General features: G+C 58.6%; 16 protein-coding genes and 2 tRNA genes. 7 read left to right on the top strand and 11 right to left on the bottom strand.

From position 1 onward, the window contains the following. Positions 1-275 precede the first annotated feature (275 nt). Positions 276-1,586, bottom strand: a complete 1,311-nt coding sequence (locus DW754_RS04265) for an O-acetylhomoserine aminocarboxypropyltransferase/cysteine synthase family protein (RefSeq protein WP_117758563.1) — start codon at positions 1,584-1,586, stop codon at positions 276-278. A 275-nt stretch (positions 1,587-1,861) separates the two neighbouring features. On the opposite strand from DW754_RS04265, the gene DW754_RS04260 reads away from it, so the two are divergent. From DW754_RS04260 to DW754_RS04240, 5 genes are all read left to right on the top strand, one after another. Beyond that, positions 1,862-2,764, top strand: a complete 903-nt coding sequence (locus DW754_RS04260; protein WP_055251412.1) for a LysR family transcriptional regulator — start codon at positions 1,862-1,864, stop codon at positions 2,762-2,764. 48 nt (positions 2,765-2,812) lie between these two features. After that, entirely contained in the window at positions 2,813-3,349 is a 537-nt protein-coding gene (gene rnhA / locus DW754_RS04255) for a ribonuclease HI (protein ID WP_117648313.1), read from the top strand. Between the two features lie 73 nt (positions 3,350-3,422). Continuing rightward, complete coding sequence (locus DW754_RS04250; protein WP_117758564.1) at positions 3,423-4,529, top strand: Gfo/Idh/MocA family protein; 1,107 nt, start codon at positions 3,423-3,425, stop codon at positions 4,527-4,529. A 2-nt stretch (positions 4,530-4,531) separates the two neighbouring features. Then, positions 4,532-4,942 (top strand): acylphosphatase, encoded by a 411-nt coding sequence (locus DW754_RS04245; protein WP_117758565.1) that lies wholly within the window; start codon positions 4,532-4,534, stop codon positions 4,940-4,942. 61 nt (positions 4,943-5,003) lie between these two features. Beyond that, the gene (locus DW754_RS04240; RefSeq protein ID WP_172677978.1) at positions 5,004-5,384 is read left to right on the top strand and encodes a Fur family transcriptional regulator; all 381 of its coding nucleotides are present in this window, start codon (positions 5,004-5,006) and stop codon (positions 5,382-5,384) included. Between the two features lie 15 nt (positions 5,385-5,399). On the opposite strand, the gene DW754_RS04235 is transcribed toward DW754_RS04240, so the two are convergent. The 3 genes from DW754_RS04235 to DW754_RS04225 all read right to left on the bottom strand — a co-directional run bounded on the left by DW754_RS04235 (position 5,400) and on the right by DW754_RS04225 (position 7,291). Next, positions 5,400-6,197 carry an HAD-IIB family hydrolase gene (locus tag DW754_RS04235; RefSeq protein ID WP_158567514.1) on the bottom strand — a complete coding sequence of 266 codons (798 nt, stop codon included), beginning with the start codon at positions 6,195-6,197 and terminating at the stop codon, positions 5,400-5,402. Between the two features lie 83 nt (positions 6,198-6,280). Then, positions 6,281-6,859, bottom strand: coding sequence for an urease accessory protein UreE (locus DW754_RS04230; RefSeq protein ID WP_117758567.1), 579 nt, complete (start codon positions 6,857-6,859; stop codon positions 6,281-6,283). A 3-nt stretch (positions 6,860-6,862) separates the two neighbouring features. Next, complete coding sequence (locus DW754_RS04225) at positions 6,863-7,291, bottom strand: peptidylprolyl isomerase (protein ID WP_117758568.1); 429 nt, start codon at positions 7,289-7,291, stop codon at positions 6,863-6,865. A 120-nt stretch (positions 7,292-7,411) separates the two neighbouring features. Between DW754_RS04225 and DW754_RS04220 the strand changes: the two genes are divergently transcribed. Further along, entirely contained in the window at positions 7,412-8,425 is a 1,014-nt protein-coding gene (locus DW754_RS04220; protein ID WP_117758569.1) for a dipeptidase, read from the top strand. Positions 8,426-8,565: 140 nt separating this feature from the next. Then, entirely contained in the window at positions 8,566-9,294 is a 729-nt protein-coding gene (locus tag DW754_RS04215) for a M48 family metallopeptidase (RefSeq protein WP_158561610.1), read from the top strand. 6 nt (positions 9,295-9,300) lie between these two features. Here DW754_RS04215 and folB read toward each other — a convergent pair whose 3' ends face one another. The 7 genes from folB to DW754_RS04180 form a co-directional block, all read right to left on the bottom strand. After that, positions 9,301-9,786 carry a dihydroneopterin aldolase gene (gene folB / locus DW754_RS04210; RefSeq protein ID WP_117758571.1) on the bottom strand — a complete coding sequence of 162 codons (486 nt, stop codon included), beginning with the start codon at positions 9,784-9,786 and terminating at the stop codon, positions 9,301-9,303. A gap of 43 nt (positions 9,787-9,829) precedes the next feature. Then, positions 9,830-10,411: an HD domain-containing protein gene (locus DW754_RS04205; RefSeq protein ID WP_199411440.1), complete on the bottom strand. Its 582-nt coding sequence runs from the start codon at positions 10,409-10,411 to the stop codon at positions 9,830-9,832. Positions 10,412-10,413: 2 nt separating this feature from the next. Further along, positions 10,414-10,971 (bottom strand): GTP cyclohydrolase I FolE, encoded by a 558-nt coding sequence (gene folE / locus DW754_RS04200; protein ID WP_117564447.1) that lies wholly within the window; start codon positions 10,969-10,971, stop codon positions 10,414-10,416. A 66-nt stretch (positions 10,972-11,037) separates the two neighbouring features. Then, positions 11,038-11,619: an anaerobic ribonucleoside-triphosphate reductase activating protein gene (gene nrdG / locus DW754_RS04195; RefSeq protein ID WP_117564448.1), complete on the bottom strand. Its 582-nt coding sequence runs from the start codon at positions 11,617-11,619 to the stop codon at positions 11,038-11,040. A gap of 426 nt (positions 11,620-12,045) precedes the next feature. Then, the gene (gene nrdD / locus DW754_RS04190) at positions 12,046-14,268 is read right to left on the bottom strand and encodes an anaerobic ribonucleoside-triphosphate reductase (protein ID WP_117758572.1); all 2,223 of its coding nucleotides are present in this window, start codon (positions 14,266-14,268) and stop codon (positions 12,046-12,048) included. A gap of 680 nt (positions 14,269-14,948) precedes the next feature. Next, positions 14,949-15,023: transfer RNA gene (locus DW754_RS04185), tRNA-Val, on the bottom strand. A 3-nt stretch (positions 15,024-15,026) separates the two neighbouring features. Then, positions 15,027-15,102, bottom strand: a tRNA-Gly gene (locus DW754_RS04180). Between the last annotated feature and the right edge of the window lie 116 nt (positions 15,103-15,218).

Raw genomic sequence — 15,218 nt, 5'->3', positions numbered from 1 at the left:
GAGCTGTGTGTGTGATTCGATCGCGCTGCATAGTACCTCGAGCAAATCGCGACCTGCGGTTTTACTCAAAAGGCGCACGTCAATTGCGTAAAACTCACATCCTCTCAACAGGAGTTTTCCACAACTCGAATGCATAAAGCATGCCAAAAACCCTGTAATAGCGCCCTTCCTATGCAGAAAAGATGCCTGCGCAACCATTGCTTGCGCAGGCGCCTTGAGCAGGCATTTATGCAGTTATACCTATCGAGTCGCAAGGGGTCCTTGCACAAGTCGCCTTACTCGTCCAGCGCGGCGAAGGCCTGCTTCAGATCCCAAATGATGTCCTCGGCGTTCTCGGTACCGATGGAAAGACGGATCGTGGAGGGCGTGATGTTCTGCTCGGCGAGCTCCTCGGCAGAGAGCTGGGAGTGCGTGGTGGTAGCCGGGTGCACGACGAGCGACTTGACGTCGGCCACGTTGGCGAGCAGCGAGAACACCTGCAGATGATCGATGAACTTCCAAGCTGCCTCCTGGCCACCCTTAATCTCAAAGGTGAAGATCGAAGCGCCGCCGTTGGGGAAGTACTTCTGATAGAGCTCGTGATCGGGGTGCTCAGGCAGGCTCGGGTGGTTCACCTTGGCGACATGGCTGTCACCAGCCAGGAACTCAACGACCTTCTTGGTGTTCTCGACATGGCGGTCGACGCGCAGCGACAGGGTCTCGGTGCCCTGGAGCAGGACCCAGGCGTTGAACGGGCTGATGCAGGCACCCTCGTCACGCAGCAGGATGGCGCGGACATAGGTTGCGAAGGCGGCGGGACCGGCAGCCTCGGCAAACGAAACACCATGGTAGGAGGGGTTGGGCTCAGCGATCTGGGCGTACTTTCCGCTCGCCTTCCAATCGAAGTTACCGCCGTCGACGATCACACCGCCCAGCGAGGTGCCGTGGCCGCCGATGAACTTGGTTGCGGAGTGGACAACGATGTTGGCGCCATGCTCCAGCGGACGGAACAGATACGGGGTGCCGAAAGTGTTGTCGACGACAACCGGCAGACCGTGCTTCTTGGCGATCTCGGAGATGGCGTCGATGTTGGGGATGTCAGAGTTGGGGTTGCCGAGCGTCTCGAGATAGATGACCGTGGTGTTGTCCTTGATGGCACCCTCAACCTCTTCCAGGTTATGAGCATCGACAAACGTGGTCCCGACGCCAAACTGGGAGAGCGTATGCTCGAGCAGGTTGTAGGAACCGCCGTAGATGGTCTTCTGAGCCACCACGTGGTCACCGGCCTGGGCAAGAGCCTGCAGGGTATAGGTGATGGCAGCGGCACCGGAGGCGACGGCAAGACCGGCCACGCCACCCTCGAGCGCGGCGATACGGTCCTCAAAGACGCCCTGGGTGGAGTTGGTCAGACGGCCGTAGATGTTACCGGCGTCGGCAAGACCAAAGCGATCGGCGGCGTGCTGGGAGTTGCGGAACACATAGCTCGTGGTCTGGTAGATAGGCACGGCGCGGGAGTCGGATGCGGGGTCGGCGCTCTCCTGGCCAACATGAAGCTGCAGGGTATCGAAACCAAAGGTGTGCTCGGGGTTGTTGATGAACTGGCTCATGATGATCTCCTTGATCGAACGAAAGTAAATAAATAAGAGAGAAGTAAGTCGCTGTCTCCTGATCACGCCGACGGGCGCAAACAGGAGCCCGGCATTCGTCTTGGTAAGCAGTTCATATGCGGTCCTCCTTTTGACATCCCGGTTCCGTGGTCGGCTTAATTACCTACCGCCTTTGTGTGTTTTGAATAGTACGAGCATTGTTTCGCTCAGTCAATCACTTAAAAGCGCTAACCTGTTATCGGTTTTTTAGATAGCTATCGAAAGGACGGGCACCGATGACCCTCCAGCAGCTTCGTTTTCTTATCGCCGTGGCAGAGTCCGGCTCAATCAACGCCGCAGCTCAGCGCCTCTATACCGCTCAGTCCAACATCTCAAACGCCGTCAAAAGCCTAGAACAAGAGCTCCATCTGGAGATCTTTACGCGCTCCAGCCGCGGCGTCACGCTCACCAACGACGGCACCGAGCTTTTGGGCTATGCGCGCCAGGTCGTAGAGCAGGCCGACATGCTCGAGGCACGCTACGAGGACGGTGGCACCCCGCAAGCCCGCCTCGCCATTTCCGCCCAGCACTACGCCTTTTCGGTCGAGGCCTTTGTCAATGTAGTCGAGCGCTGCCGCGACAGCAAGTTCGAGTTCATCATGCGCGAGACCACCACATCGCAGATCATCGATGACGTCCGTGCGTTTCGCAGCGATATCGGCATTCTGTATCTGGATGACTTTAACGCCCGCGTTCTGCAGAAGGCCTTCGCCGATGCCCGCGCAAGCTTCCATCCCCTATTCGACGCGACGGTCCACGTCTTCGTTAGCGAGCGCCACCCGCTCGCACGCCGCCCGCAGCTGTCCCTTGCCGACCTCACGCCCTATACGCGCTACAGCTTTGAGCAGGGAACCTCAAACTCCTTCTATTACGCCGAGGAACCTTTTAGCTATATCCCTTGCGACCGCAACATACGAATCTCGGACCGCGGAACACTTACTAACTTACTTATCACGTCGAACGGTTACACCCTGTCGACCGGTGTCCTCTCCAATGAAATGCAATGGGGCATGGCATCGATCCCGCTAGCAGACGCCCCAACGATGCACGTTGGCTACATCATGCACGACGAGCGCAAGCCCTCTCTCCTCTTGCAGCAATACCTCGACGAGCTCAACCGCATCATCCATGCCAACTAACAGTCGGAAGACGGGGTAGAAATCGTAGATTGCTGGCCCCCGGCGGGCATGGCGCTACAATGGTCACTCACACGAAACGTACCCAACGAAAGGAAGCCCGTGAAGGTCATCATCTATACCGACGGCTCGGCCCGATCAAATCCGGGACGCGGCGGCTACGGCGCCGTGCTCAAATACACCAACCCCGCCGGCAAGACCTTCACCTCCGAGCTTTCGCGCGGCTACGCCAAGACCACCAACAACCGCATGGAACTCATGGCGGTCATCGTGGCGCTCGAGGCGCTCAACCGCCCTTGCGAGGTCGAAGTCCATTCCGATTCGCAGTATGTCGTCAACGCCTTTAACAAGCACTGGATCGACGGCTGGAAAAAGCGCGGATGGAAAACCGCCAACAAGCAACCCGTCAAGAACCGCGACCTGTGGGAGCGCCTACTCACCGCCAAAAGCAAGCACAAGGTTGATTTCATCTGGGTTAAGGGTCACGCCGGTCACGAGCTCAACGAGCGCTGCGATGAGCTCGCCACCACGGCGGCCGACGGCAGCAACCTCGATATCGACGCCGGCTTTAACGAGAGCGACCTGTAATAGCGTTTTCGCGCAGCTTTATATCCCCACGCGCTACACTCATCCTGTAGACCAAACAACGCAAGGGGGACGTATGCTGCGCATCGCGACCATCGGCACATCCATGATCACCGACGACTTTATCCAAGTCGTCAACGCCAACGACCAAGCCGCGTTTGTGGGCACGCTTTCACGCGATGCCAATCGCGGTGCCGCCTTTACCGCCGAGCGCGGTGGCGAGCGAAACTTTACTTCACTCGATGAGCTCGCGGCAGCTGCCGACGTCGACGCCGTCTATATCGGCAGCCCTAACGCACTTCACTACGAGCAGGCCCTTGTCTGCATCGCCGGTGGCAAGCACGTCATCGTCGAGAAGCCCTTCTGCGCCACCGAAGCGCAGGCGCTGGAAGTCTTCCGCGCTGCCGAGGCAGCAGGTGTCGTGGCCCTCGAGGCCATGCGTCCCCTCCACGACCCCGCCTTCCACGCCATCGAGGACGCCCTGGGCGAGATCGCCCCCATCCGCCGCGCCTCATTGCGCTTTGGCAAATATTCCTCGCGCTACAACGAGATTCTCGCGGGACGCGCCACCAATATCTTCGACTGCAATATGGCATCGGGTTCCCTCATGGACATTGGCGTCTACACCGTCGAGCCCATGGTCGAGATTTTCGGCATGCCCTCCGGCCTTACGAGCATGGCTACTCTGCTCGACCCCGCCACGCGACAGCTCACGCACGGCCCCATCGACGGCTGCGGTTCCATCCTCGCCAGCTACGGCGGTGGCCGTATCTCCGTCGAGCTCGCGCACTCCAAAATAACGAATGACCTGCTACCCTCGCAGATCGAAGGCGAGCGTGGCACTATCCAGATCGACCATCTGTCCACGCCCCGCAATGTCCGCATCGACTATCGCGGCGATGTCGTACGCGGCTCGGCGACCGAGGCACCGCGCGAACAGGGCGACAACGGCCGCGTGCTCGACCTGCCCAAATCGAGCAACACTATGGAATACGAACTCACAGACTTTATCACCGCCATCGGCGGCATCGATAACGTTAAGGAAGAGATTTGGGAGACCCCGGCGGGACGCCACGAGCTTGGCCACTACCGCGATGTTACGCTTGTCTCACTGCGCATCATGGATGCCGTGCGCCAGCAGGCCGGCATTACCTTCCCGGCCGACGCAGGCAAGCAGGCATAGCGATGGGCTTCTTCGATACGTTCTTCTCCAGCGTCACCGGCGGCAGTCGAGAGCCTCAAAAACCATCAAACGTCGAGCTCGAACTGCGCCGCAGGCTTACTGTGCTCGCAAGCGACGAGGCCACTCAAGACACTCCCCTGCGCTTTTTCCTGCGCTGGGCGGGGCAAGTCCAGGGCGTCGGTTTTCGCTTTACCAACACCAACCTCGCGCAGGCACGCGTACTCACCGGCTGGGTGCGTAACATGGAAGACGGTTCAGTCGAGATGGAGATACAGGGAGCTCCGGCAAACATCCTATCTCATCTCGAGGCGCTTCACGCCTCCTACGAGCGCATGGGAACGCGTTTTCGCCTCGTAGACGCCCAGGCCCGAGCCCCACTTGCCAATGAAGACGGTTTCATTCCTCGTTATTAGTATTGTGTGCTAAATACGGTATCATTTACCTACGACCGTTGATAGAAAAGAGGCGAGGCGCATGGCGGTGCAAAGAAGGAATACCAGGCAGCGAAAGCTGGTTCTTGACGCCGTGCGCCAAAGTTATAACCATCCCACCGCCGACGAAATCTACAACGTCGTGCGCGCGCAGGATGACAAAATCAGCCGCGGTACGGTCTACCGCAATCTCAATCTCTTGGCCGACGCCGGCGAGATCCTCTCCATCAAGACGCCGGGCGGCAGCCGCTTCGATCGCACGATCGAGCCGCATGCGCATATCATCTGCACCTCATGCAGCCGCGTCATCGACGTACCGCTCCCCTTCGATGCCCAGCTCGACGCCAAGGCGTCCGAGCAAATCGGCTGGCACGTCACGTCGCACTACACCATCTTCGAGGGTCTCTGCCCCGACTGCCGGTAGATGTTTGGGACATGCCTACTCAGCAAGTAGACGACGCAGCTCCTCTTCGACCGTATGCGCGTAGCGGACACGGTCGTTGATGCCGCGCATGGTGGGGTTGCAGCTCTCCATCAGATAGGGATGGCCCACGACGTTGAGCATGTCGCGATCGTTCTCATTGTCGCCAAACGCCATCATCGCATCGGGCGAGATCCCCAGGGCACGACCGTAATCGGCAAGCGCGGACCCCTTGCCCGAATCAAAGCCGATAAAGTCGGTCCATTCGGTTCCCGACGTCATCACGTCAACACGGTCGCTAAAGAGGCACTCAAAATACTCCAGCGCCGCCGGCTGCTCCGCCTCGGGCGTCTGGAAGGCAATCTTAATGACATCCTCGTCAATGTCTTCGGGACGGTCGACTACCGCCACATCACAATGGACCTCATAACGCAGGTGGTCAACAAACGCATCGTTGCTGCCCATGGTGTAGAGGCGCCCCTCACACGAAAGGGTCACGTCGGCATGGGGGTACGCAACCACGGCATTCGCGATATCCATGGCCAGGCCACGCTCCATAGAACGCTTGACCACGGCACGCCCCTCGCTCATGACCAGGGCTCCGTTTTCGCATACATAGGAGAGTTCATCGGCCACCGGGGCAAACAGGTAGCGCAGGCTCGTATATTGACGGCCACTCGCCGGCATAAACACGATACCGCGACGATGCAGCTCATCGATGAGCTCAAAGGCCTCGGAACGCGGCTCGCGCTCCCCCGGATGCAGCAACGTGCCGTCCAAATCGCATGCAATCAGCTTAATTCCCTCAAGGCCCATATACTTTCCCCCAAAGCACCCCATCAACAGCAAGACGGGCTTTGAATAGTTGCCTCTCAAAGTCCGTCTTACTCATACGCACGTTAACCGCGCGCCTTCTTTACGATCGTAAAGTCTGGAGCCATACTCACAACGGCATCCGCCGCACTCGACGCAAAGCGCCGGTCCGCATCGAGTTCACGGGTAACCACCGAGAGCCGAACGCCCTCGACGCCCCGGAGCATGCGGCCCAAAACAGGCTGCACCGGCGTATACATGCGCACGGTATGCTCGTCCGAATCGCCTCGGAAAAGCGGCGTGTGCATATTGCCGATCTCCCAGCACGCATGCGCGAGCGCAATCGGGTCCATGCGATCGACTTCGACCAAATAGACCTCGGCGCTGCGCAGGCGCACGACAACCACCACGGGCACCATGCCCGAACGGTCAATGGCGAGCACATCGCCATCGGCAAGACGGCCGCCGTCGGCAGTATCCAACCGAACATCGATCGTGCGCCCCAGCTCCGTCACGCCCATAAACGCGCATGCATCAGCCTGGTCCCAATCGAGCAGTAGCTCGTCAACTTCAAAGACACCGCCCAGCTCCCGGCGAAGCAGGAGTTCATAGGACGGATCGTTGAGATTTCCCAAGCATGTCGTCGAAACCAAGCGTTCAGGCATACTCTAGCCCTCGACCTCGACGAGCTCGATATCAAAGTTGAGATCCTTGCCGGCGAGCTCGTGGTTGGCGTCGAGCGTCACGGCCTCGGGCGTCACGTCGATGACCACGGCGGGGACGGGCATGCCGCTCGGCGTGGACAGGAAGAGCTTCATGCCCTTCTCGATCTGCTCGATGTTGGGAACCTGTTCGGCCGGGAAGGTAATAACCATCTCGGGGTTGTGCTCGCCGTAGGCATCGGCAGCGGGAATGTGCACGGTCTTCTTCTCGCCCACCTGCATGTCGACAACAGCGGCGTCGAAGCCCTTAATCATCTGACCGGCGCCGCAGATGAACTCCAGCGGCTCGCCGCGATCGTAAGAGCTATCGAACTGCGTGCCGTCGTCGAGCGTGCCACGATAATGGGTCTTGACCTTCTTGCCCTTGTTGGACATGGTAACCTCCGTGATAAGGGCGGCGCACAACGCGGGCCGCCGTGAACATATGGCGCTAACTATACCCTAGTCATACAATTCAAAGACAGTTTGCAAAGAAACGCTGCAACCGGAGGAACCATGGCATATCCCGTATTTGACCTACACTGCGACACCGCCGACCGCATCGGCTGGGCCACGCTCGATCTCGACCTGCGCTTTACCGCCGGCACCGACGGTTATTTCCCCGGCGACGAAACGCATCCGCAAGATTTCGACCTCATCGAGGGCAACGCCTGCGCCATCTCGCTCGCAAAGATCGGCAACACGCCGTGGGCACAGTGCTTCGCCACGTTTGTCCCCGACGAGATTCCCACCGCCCACGCCGCGCGCTTCCAGGCGCAGATCATGGCACACATGAGCGGCCAAGCAATGCTCAACCACGACCGCATGGTCAACGTACGCAACGCCGCAGACATTCGCCCCGCGCTCAAAGACGGCAAGGTCGCCTGCATCCACACCATCGAAAACGCCACGTTCTTTGCCGAGGACCCCGCGCTGATCGAGGTGCTCAAGAGCCTGGGCGTACTCATGTCGTCACTCAGCTGGAATGCGCAGGGACCGCTCGCGAGCGGCCACGACACCCACGCCGGTCTCACCGCCGCCGGTATCGAGGCGCTTACGCAGATGGAGCACGCCGGCATGGTGCTCGACGTCTCCCACCTCAACGATGAGTGCTTTGACGAGGTTGTCGCCCATGCCACGCGCCCCTTCGTCGCCAGCCACTCCAACTCCCGCACCGTCTGCGGCGTCAAGCGCAACCTCACCGACGACCAGTTCCGCACCATTCGCGACATGGGTGGCATCGTCGGCCTCAACTACTGCAGCGAGTTCCTTTCCAACGACGCAACCGACAAAACCGCCGCAGACGTCACCTTCGACCAGCTGGCGGCACATATCGAGCACTGGCTCGACCTGGGCGGCGAGGACGTCATCGCGCTCGGCGGCGACTGGGACGGCGCCACGGTGCCCGCTTTCCTCTCCGATGCCAGCAAGATGCCCGAATTCCAGAACATGCTTTCCAAGCATTTTGGCAAGACCGTGATGCAGAAGCTCTGCAGCGACAACGCGCTTGCTTTCTTTGAGCGTTATTAAGAGCGCAATTATTTTCGCATCCCTTGAGCGGGCCGGCATGCCGAGCGGTCGACATGCCGACCCGCCCCCCCCCCCAATCTGAAGGATCACATTTGACGCAGCAATTTACGATTTCCGTATCCCGACCGGATGGGACGGCCTTGCCCGTCATCGTTACCAAAAAACGCGTCAAGAACTTCAACCTACGCGTCACATCGAGCGGCGAGGTCCACGCCAGCGCACCGCTCGGCGCCAGTCGCGAGCGCATCGAAGCGTTTGTGAAGCGCAACAGCGCCTGGATTATCAGCCGACTTGCCCAGCGCGAGCAACGTCAGGCGACAGCGCGAGAGCCGCTTAGCCCATCGACCATCATTGCACTTTGGGGCAAGCCCATCACGGTACAGGACGCACTCGATCACAACTTTGCATCGCCCGCACCGCGACCCAAGCAGGCCACCTTCGCAAGTTTTATGGGTACCGACGAATCGGACGAAAGCCCACAGGCTAAGCAGCGCGCAATCCTCGACGGCCTAACGTCCGACGAGCTCCAAGCCCACATCGACCAGCTCTATGCGTCCGAGGTCGCATCGGCGCTGCGCGATATGGTGCACGCATACGAAATCGCAATGGGTGTCGCCGTTTCCCGCATTTCCGTACGCAGCATGAAAACGCGTTGGGGCTCATGCACGCCCAAATCCGGCGCCATTCGCATCGCGCGCGAGCTCGCCGCCTACCCCGTCGAATGCCTCGACATGGTTGTCGCCCATGAGCTCGTCCACTTGCTCGAGCCAAGCCACAACCAGCGGTTTCACGCCCTGCTCGACACGTACTGCCCTAACAATAGAGCTCTGTCGCAGCGGCTCAAGCAGCCACCCCTCAACAAGCTCTAGCGTCGACTAGCGCACGCGCTCGATCTCGACGCCGCAGCTTGCCAGCGGCAAGCCGACAGGCGCCCACGGTTTATCGAGCTTTATGCGCACACCAAGCAGCGAGGGATAACGGCGCAGCAGCATCTGGGCCGTCCCCTCGGCTGCCGCCTCGATGAGTTTAAACGTATGCTCGCGCAGATAGCCATCAACATCGTGGCACACCGAGCCGTAGTCAATCGAGGCATCCAGGTTATCGTGCTCCCCCGCCGCGCGCAGGTCGGCATAGAGCACCAGAGAAACGATGAACTTCTGACCCAGCGCGTTCTCCTCGGGATACACGCCATGGTTGGCAAAAACCTCAAGGCCGTCAATGGCAATACGATCGGCATGGCGCAGATCGTCATAGCTCACGTGAGGCACCGCCGTTGCGGTGGATATTTCGCCCCTTCCACGGCGAGCGAGCTCGGCGCCTTCAGTCTTGGTGGCATTCTCGGGCAGTTTCTTGTTACTCATCGCGATCGTCTCCTTCGTTTAGAACCCCGACCGCGCAAATCAACTACACGCGAATCGACAGGTTCTTTTTATCATCGCTCCAGTTGCAAGCATTGCGCGCGGGGCATGCAAAGCAGGCGCGCGACGCTTTGTCGGCTGCATAGAGCAGACGCTCAAGCGGTTGGCTGTTCACGCGCAGCTTTCGATGGCCCAGAATGGCCGTCTTAATGGCTGCGGCATCGGCCGGCTCAAACGCCATGTCATCGGGCATGCCACCGAGGATCGCATCAGCGACGCGTTCGCTTGCAACATCATGGGATATACCCGATTCATACTGTTCATCTTTGCCGATATCGTGAAGAAGTGCCGTGGCGTAGATGACCTCGCGGTCAAATTCGAGCTGCTCCTCGAGATTCTTGATCCACATAATGCGAGCGACATCGAGCAGATGGTCAATACCGTGGCGGCAGAAGATGCGCCCCGATTCCAACTGTGCAATGTTGCCCAGGTGCCGCCGGAACAGCCCGTTGGTACAAATGTAATCAATGCGAGGCATGGCGCCAAAGGGGGCCAGGCCCGAAGCCATAAAGCCGCGACGCGACGTCCCCTCATCGGTCTTCGATGTAAAGTCGTTGACGACTCTCATGGTTAGCGGTCCAGCATCCTAAAGAAACGCTCCTCGAGCGCGGGATCGGTCTCAAAGACGCCGCGGCGAGCGAGCGTCACGGTCTTGGTGCCGGGCTTTTGCACGCCACGCATCGTCATGCACATATGCTCGGCCTCCATCAACACAATCGCTCCCTGGGGAGCGAGATACTCCATGAGGGCATCGGCAACCTGCGCACACAGCTGCTCCTGCAGCTGCAGACGGCGGGCATAAACCTCAACCGTGCGAGCAAGCTTGGAAAGCCCGGCCACCCGACCGTTAGGGATATAACCAATGGCGGCCTTGCCATAAAACGGCAGCAGATGATGTTCGCACAGCGAGTAGAACGTGATGTCGCGCTCGATAACCAAATCGTTCGAAGCGACGGCAAAGGTTTTGGACAGGTGCTCCTCGGCACTCTGGTCCACACCGCCGGCGATCTCGCCATACATACGGGCAACGCGCGCCGGGGTCTCCAGCAGGCCCTCACGAGTTGGATCCTCGCCTATGCCCTCAAGCAACAGCTTAATGGCGGCCTCGACTTTTTCCTGATCGACCATCTGGGCCTCACTTTTCCGATTTCACGTTCGCGCTATGGTACCACGCCCTCCGGCATCGACCACAAGCTACATAGTATGGGTCGAATAGACCGGATCATCGCGCCAAAGTTCAACCGCATCACAAAGCGCAACGCCCTCGCGCTCAGCACGGGCGCGCGTAGCGTTCATATCGATCACGCGCTGGTTGCTCGAGCCCCTAAAGCGCAGCGTGATATCGTACAGGTCCTGAACAAACGGGCCGTCCACCAACATGTCGAGGCAGGCAAGGATGCGGTCCGTCACCTCGGTATGATGACGACCACCCGGCATAAGCTCCTCGAGCACGTCACCGGTAAAGCACCAAATGGTCTTCCCCGACCCCACTGGATAGGCCGCGCGAACACGCTCGACAAACTCAACGAGCCCCGCCTGATTCTCGGGCTCCATGGGCTCGCCGCCCAGAATCGTCAGACCATCGATAAAGGGATGATCGAGACTCTTGATAATCTTGTCCTCGACGGCACGATCGAACGGCTCACCCGCAGCAAAGTCCCACGCAACAGAGTTAAAGCAATTCTTGCACCCACGACGGCACCCGCTTACAAACAGAGAAGTACGAACGCCTTCTCCATCAGCAATGTCGAAATACTTAATGTTCGCGTAGTTCATAGGTAACTCTCCCGGGAGGCCGGGACATATCATCCCGTCCTCAAACATTCTCGGCCTGCGGCCTGCGAAACTGCGGGCGGGACGATATGTCCCGGCCTCATGCAAAGGGTAACTCAATGAACGAAGCGAACATCGAGCATAGGGTTCGAGGTCTAATAAAAACTTTGTTGCAGCTCAACCGCCATCGCAAGTAAATCGAAGCTGCAGCTCGAATTATTTCCGCTAAGAACTTCGAAGAGTGAGCAGACCGCATGCTGCATCTCAGCTACATCAACTTGGCTGCCCCGTAGCGAGGCCCCGGACCTTTGCTCGATATGAGTTCCGCACGAACAGGAGGCGCCAGTGGCGCCTCCGTCGTGAGCCAGGACTGTCCGAAATAGCGAGTAAAGGTCCGGGGCCTCGCTACGGGGCAGCCTGGGATGGTTATTAGAGATGCAGCACGCGGTCGCGGATCTCCTCGGTTCGACCCTGGTTCCAGAACTGGGTACCGATGTAGCCGCACGTACGACGAGCGACGTTCATCTTCTCCTGGTCTCGGTTGCCGCAGTTGGGGCACTCCCACACCAGCTTGCCATCGTCCTCAACAATCTTGATCTCGCCATCGTAGCCGCACACCTGGCAGTAGTCGCTCTTGGTGTTGAGCTCGGCGTACATGATGTTGTCGTAGATGTACTGCATCACGCGAATGACAGCCTTGAGGTTGTCCTGCATGTTGGGAACCTCAACGTAGGAGATAGCACCGCCCGGCGAAAGCTGCTGGAACATGCCCTCGAACTTGAGCTTGTCGAATGCGTCGATCTCCTCGGACACGTGGACGTGGTAGCTGTTGGTGATGTAGCCCTTGTCCGTCACGCCCGGGATGATGCCAAAACGACGCTGTAGGCACTTGGCGAACTTGTAGGTCGTCGACTCAAGCGGGGTCCCGTACAGCGAGAAGTCAATATCGCTTTCTGCCTTCCACTCGGCGCACTTGTCGTTCATGCGCTGCATAACCGCCATGGCAAAGGGCGTGCCCTCCTTCTCGGTGTGGCTGTGACCCGTCATGTACTTGACGCACTCATACAGACCGGCATACCCCAGGCTGATGGTGGAATAGCCGCCCACGAGCAGCTTATCGATCGTCTCGCCCTTCTTCAGACGCGCCAGGGCGCCGTACTGCCAAAGAATCGGTGCGGCATCCGAAAGCGTACCCATCAGACGCTCATGACGGCACAGCAGGGCGCGGTGGCACAGCTCAAGGCGCTCGTCGAAGATCTTCCAGAACTTGTCCATGTCCTGATGCGAGCTCAGCGCGACATCGGGCAGGTTAATGGTCACAACACCCTGGTTAAAGCGACCATAGTACTTGGGCTTGGTCGGGTCATAGTTCAGCGCGTTGGCAACATTGTTAAAGCCGTTACCGGAGCGGTCGGGCGTCAGGAAGCTACGGCAGCCCATGCAGGTATAGCAGTCGCCGTTGCCCGCGGTCTCGCCCTTCGACAGTTTGAGCTCGCGCATCTTCTTCTCGGAGATGTAGTCGGGCACCATGCGCTTGGCAGTGCACTTCGCAGCCAGCTGAGTCAGGTAGAAGTACGGGGAATCCTCGTAAACGTTATCGTCCTCGAGCACGTAGATAAGCTTGGGGAACGCCGGAGTGATCCACACGCCGGCCTCGTTCTTAACGCCCTCATAGCGCTGACGGAGCGTCTCCTCCACGATCATGGCAAGGTCGTGCTTCTCCTGCGCCGAGCGAGCCTCGTTGAGATACATGAAGACCGTCACGAACGGCGCCTGGCCATTCGTGGTCATTAGGGTCACGACCTGATACTGAATCGTCTGAACGCCGCGACGGATCTCGTCACGCAGACGGTCCTCAACGACCTCGCGGACCTTCTCGGCAGATGCCGAAACGCCGAGCTCCTCGAGCTCGCGGGCGACCTCGCCGCGAATCTTTTGACGGCTCACCTCAACAAAGGGGGCGAGATGGGTCAGCGAGATAGACTGGCCGCCGTACTGGGAGGATGCAACCTGGGCGATGATCTGTGTCGCGATGTTGCAGGCCGTCGAGAAGCTGTGCGGCTTCTCAATCAGCGTACCCGAGATAACAGTACCGTTCTGGAGCATATCCTCCAGGTTCACCAGATCGCAGTTATGCATGTGCTGGGCAAAGTAGTCGGAATCGTGGAAGTGGATCAGGCCCTCATTATGAGCATCCACAATCTCCTGGGGCAGCAGCACACGCTGAGTCAGGTCCTTGGAGATCTCGCCGGCCATGTAGTCACGCTGAACGGAATTAACGGTCGGGTTCTTGTTGGAGTTCTCCTGCTTGACCTCTTCGTTGTTGCACTCGATGAGCGACAGAATCTTGTCATCGGTCGTGTTCTTCTGGCGCTTCAGGCTCTGAACATAGCGATAGATGATGTAGTGGCGGGCAACCTCGTAGCAGTCGAGGCGCATAATCTCGTCCTCGACCAGATCCTGGATCTCCTCGACCGATACGGTGTGGCCGGCCTTCTCACATGCCTCGGCGACGTTTTGCGCCGCGTAGATCACCTGGCGGTCGGTAAGACGAGAGCCCTCCACGACCTCCAAGTTTGCGGCGCGGATCGCATTGACGATCTTTTCGATGTCAAAGACAACCTCGGTGCCGCTGCGCTTGATGATCTTCATCCTCTTGCCTCTTTCGCGTCGTAGTCTCATTGCGCTTCAGAGCCAAACGATACCCGGCAGGGCGTGCCCCTGTCTTGCGGCGCCGTCGCGCAATCTGTGTTCTCGATAAACCATAAGTCTCCATGCGGACATGCCCAGGAGCCGATCAAGCGGCTCAGGGACACGTTCAAAAGAGGCAGTTAAGGTCTTCGTTCTTTGTCCGCCATCTATCATACGACAAAGACGCATCTATATCCTGTATTCTTTTTTTAAGTCAAACACAACATATAGTGTTTCAGCAGGTCAAAGCAATTGGTCATTTTGCAGACGCATTAATTATGAGGGGCTCTTGGCAAGTCGGTAAAACGTTACCAACACGGCTACCTGCATGGCAGTTATAAAACCCCCTTAGTCAAGCCGCTGACAAATCCTACCAAAACCAAGCCGCTCACGCCAAAAGAATCCAAAAGATAATGCTTGACCAACATGTTGCGGTCGTGCCTTGCCGAGCCTCATGCAACCGCGGCACGAGTCCTTGAAAGATATGTGTATGCAAACGGAGAAGATGAGAGTTTCCCCGGATGACTACTGAGAAGCATCCCGGAAGATCAAAAACTCGAAATTTGGTGACGTATTTGGCGACACATTTGGCAACCAAAACAAAACAGCCCAGAGGACATAGCCTCTGGGCTGCGAACATTTGGTGGGCGTTAGAAGATTTGAACTTCTGACCTCTTCCGTGTCAGGGAAGCGCTCTCCCCCTGAGCTAAACGCCCAAATGGAGCGGACACCGGGGCTCGAACCCGCGACCCCAACCTTGGCAAGGTTGTGCTCTACCAACTGAGCCATGTCCGCTTACGAGGATTAATCTTACGTGATGCCCGCATCCTATGCAAGAACTTTTTTTGAAAAGTTTTGCGACGCCCTCGCGAACCTCGCGAAGACATCAGCCGCCGCGGAAGGCGCAGGCA

The sequence above is a fragment of the Collinsella sp. AM29-10AC genome (assembly GCF_003469085.1).
Taxonomy (GTDB): Bacteria; Actinomycetota; Coriobacteriia; order Coriobacteriales; family Coriobacteriaceae; genus Collinsella.
Note: the sequence above shows the minus strand (reverse complement) of the source record. Positions and strands in the feature narration are given on the sequence as shown.

Excerpts from the sequence above, each read along its gene's own strand:
- DW754_RS04265 (WP_117758563.1), bottom strand. The coding sequence starts at position 1,586 with ATGAGCCAGTTCATCAACAACCCCGAGCACACCTTTGGTTTCGATACC.
- DW754_RS04260 (WP_055251412.1), top strand. The coding sequence starts at position 1,862 with ATGACCCTCCAGCAGCTTCGTTTTCTTATCGCCGTGGCAGAGTCCGGC.
- rnhA (WP_117648313.1), top strand. The coding sequence starts at position 2,813 with ATGGCGCTACAATGGTCACTCACACGAAACGTACCCAACGAAAGGAAG.
- DW754_RS04250 (WP_117758564.1), top strand. The coding sequence starts at position 3,423 with ATGCTGCGCATCGCGACCATCGGCACATCCATGATCACCGACGACTTT.
- DW754_RS04245 (WP_117758565.1), top strand. The coding sequence starts at position 4,532 with ATGGGCTTCTTCGATACGTTCTTCTCCAGCGTCACCGGCGGCAGTCGA.
- DW754_RS04240 (WP_172677978.1), top strand. The coding sequence starts at position 5,004 with ATGGCGGTGCAAAGAAGGAATACCAGGCAGCGAAAGCTGGTTCTTGAC.
- DW754_RS04235 (WP_158567514.1), bottom strand. The coding sequence starts at position 6,197 with ATGGGCCTTGAGGGAATTAAGCTGATTGCATGCGATTTGGACGGCACG.
- DW754_RS04230 (WP_117758567.1), bottom strand. The coding sequence starts at position 6,859 with ATGCCTGAACGCTTGGTTTCGACGACATGCTTGGGAAATCTCAACGAT.
- DW754_RS04225 (WP_117758568.1), bottom strand. The coding sequence starts at position 7,291 with ATGTCCAACAAGGGCAAGAAGGTCAAGACCCATTATCGTGGCACGCTC.
- DW754_RS04220 (WP_117758569.1), top strand. The coding sequence starts at position 7,412 with ATGGCATATCCCGTATTTGACCTACACTGCGACACCGCCGACCGCATC.
- folB (WP_117758571.1), bottom strand. The coding sequence starts at position 9,786 with ATGAGTAACAAGAAACTGCCCGAGAATGCCACCAAGACTGAAGGCGCC.
- DW754_RS04205 (WP_199411440.1), bottom strand. The coding sequence starts at position 10,411 with ATGAGAGTCGTCAACGACTTTACATCGAAGACCGATGAGGGGACGTCG.
- folE (WP_117564447.1), bottom strand. The coding sequence starts at position 10,971 with ATGGTCGATCAGGAAAAAGTCGAGGCCGCCATTAAGCTGTTGCTTGAG.
- nrdG (WP_117564448.1), bottom strand. The coding sequence starts at position 11,619 with ATGAACTACGCGAACATTAAGTATTTCGACATTGCTGATGGAGAAGGC.
- nrdD (WP_117758572.1), bottom strand. The coding sequence starts at position 14,268 with ATGAAGATCATCAAGCGCAGCGGCACCGAGGTTGTCTTTGACATCGAA.